This window comes from Bavariicoccus seileri WCC 4188, assembly GCF_000421665.1.
Lineage (GTDB): Bacteria > Bacillota > Bacilli > Lactobacillales > Aerococcaceae > Bavariicoccus > Bavariicoccus seileri.
In genome coordinates this window covers 1-2,192 of record NZ_ATXL01000096.1, presented here as the reverse complement: position 1 = coordinate 2,192, position 2,192 = coordinate 1, and the positions used below count along the sequence as shown (strand labels likewise).

The window sequence follows — 2,192 nt, the reverse complement described above, 5'->3', positions numbered from 1 at the left end:
TTTGTACTCTTATTTCTTAAACTATCCCATGTCCCATCATAGTTGTCTCTCCAACGTTTGACTTGCATCCGATTTGTGTGATATTTGCGTGCAGCCTTGGCATTATTATCATGTTTAACCGCATAATCAACGACTTTCTTTCTGTATCGCATTTCTTCTGTTATAATATTCTTCATAGGGGAAGCTTTCCTTTCTGTGGTGTGGTAATTACAGTATAGCAGAAGCTTCCTCTATTTTTTTATTTTCATGTAACACATGTATTGTAACCTTACAGCGATGGCTGATTCAAACTGGCTTACTTATCTCTAACATAATGTATGAAAGCACAAAAAAAGTGTGACCATCACAACTCCGTCACACTCTTGTTTAAGTTTATAGTCTGATTTTTACCTAATAGCTAATAGGTCGTAACAATAACCCAATGCAAAAATACTACATCGCACCTTCGTCGCTTTTAAAGATAACGCCAATCGTTTGGAAGATAATTCTTATATCTGTCCCAATCGTCCAATTCTTAATATAATCTGTATCCATTTGAACGACTTTTTCAAAATCAGTAATATTACTCCGACCACTCACTTGCCAAATACCTGTAATCCCAGGCTTCGTCGACAACCGAGCCCGATGATGTTGGTCATAAAGCTTCCACTCATCCATCGTAGGTGGTCTCGTTCCAACCAAACTCATTTCGCCTTTCAAAACATTAAAAAACTGTGGTAATTCATCAATCGATGTTTTCCGGATAAAGTGTCCAATGCCTTTACCCTTACCATCCTTGCCACTGCCGATGATTCTGGGGTCGTCTTCCATCTTGAACATCAAACCGTCTTTAATCCGATTTTTAGCCATCAACTGTTTCTTACGTTTCTCAGCATCCATGTACATACTGCGAAGCTTATACATCTTGAATGGCTTACCATTCCGCCCCACCCGTTCTTGAGAGAAGAAAATCGGACCAGGCGATTGGATATAAATTAATGGTGCAACGAAGATAGTGGCTACTACCGTTATCAACACACCAACGAGTCCGCCGACAATATCCATTGTTCTTTTATACAACAACTGCTTCTCGCCAATAATATTCATAGAAGTTGTCAGTACAGTGTAATCTAAAACTTTTTCAACAGTTTGTTTCTTTCCCTTTTGACTCAACACTTTAGCCAACTTGAAGTGAACCGTAACACCCATATCGATGAAACAATCCATCAAATCATTGACATACTGATTGTTTTCGGGAAGGTCGATAAAAACTTCATCGACCCAATTATGGTTAACGAAATCCACCGCCTCATCTAGAGTGACCACTGGCCAATCTTTCTTGAGCTTTGCTTTAACAGCAGGTACATTCGTCGTTCCGACACCAACTAATCGATACTGTCTCATAGATAATGATTTGAGGCCATCCTCAAATAATTTCTCGACACTCTCTGGGGTAGTTATAATGAACAAAGTCTTTCTCGTCCAACGAGAGCTTGGGTGTTTCTTAAGAAAAGCCTTGAGGAAATACCTCACCCCTAAACTCATAAAGAAGTAAATCACACACGTATAGAAAACCAACAGCCTGGAATAATTGATCCCCTCTTGGGTCACGAACAAGAATATCGAGGTCATCGCAAACACCATAAAGACTGTTTTTACGGTATTAGTAAACTCATAATAATAGCCTCTTCTCAGCACACCCTTAAAAGTGTCATTAAAGAAGAAAATGGCAATCTGGATAAACAATAAAATCAATGCCAACCTTGAGAATCGCCCTTCATAATAAGGAAAAGCAAGACCCACTCTGATGAAATAAGCGATCACAAAAGCGAATTGCAAGGCGAGGACATCTAATAACATAAAGTCCCAGTGCTTTAACCAACCCTTTGCTGCCTTTTGATACATGACTTAATCTCCGTTCTGAAATAAAATCAAAATTCATAATATTATTTTAAGGAATTACCATAGAACCTGAATAATTCATAGCTCTATAATTTAAGCTGGTTTCTTGAATAAATTAATCGTTCTTGGAAAAATTGGGAATTTTTCTACAAAATAGTGCGTTCTCGAAGTAGATTTTAACTAAATGAACCTTCTTACGATTCTCTTGTTTGTTTGAAGGCATACTTCTCCCTTGTAGACGATTGATTCAAAAAATTAACGTGATGACTGATTTAAATCCATTGACTGGATCGCCGTAGGCGCTCGAAGAC

At 38.1% G+C, this 2,192-nt stretch carries 2 protein-coding genes; both read right to left on the bottom strand.

The features are described 5' to 3' along the window. A partial coding sequence (locus H541_RS13690) for a helix-turn-helix domain-containing protein (RefSeq protein WP_156831908.1) occupies nt 1-176 on the bottom strand: 176 nt, incomplete at its 3' end. 256 nt (nt 177-432) lie between these two features. After that, nucleotides 433-1,884 carry a sugar transferase gene (locus H541_RS0110885; RefSeq protein WP_022797302.1) on the bottom strand — a complete coding sequence of 484 codons (1,452 nt, stop codon included), beginning with the start codon at nt 1,882-1,884 and terminating at the stop codon, nt 433-435. Nucleotides 1,885-2,192: the final 308 nt, after the last annotated feature.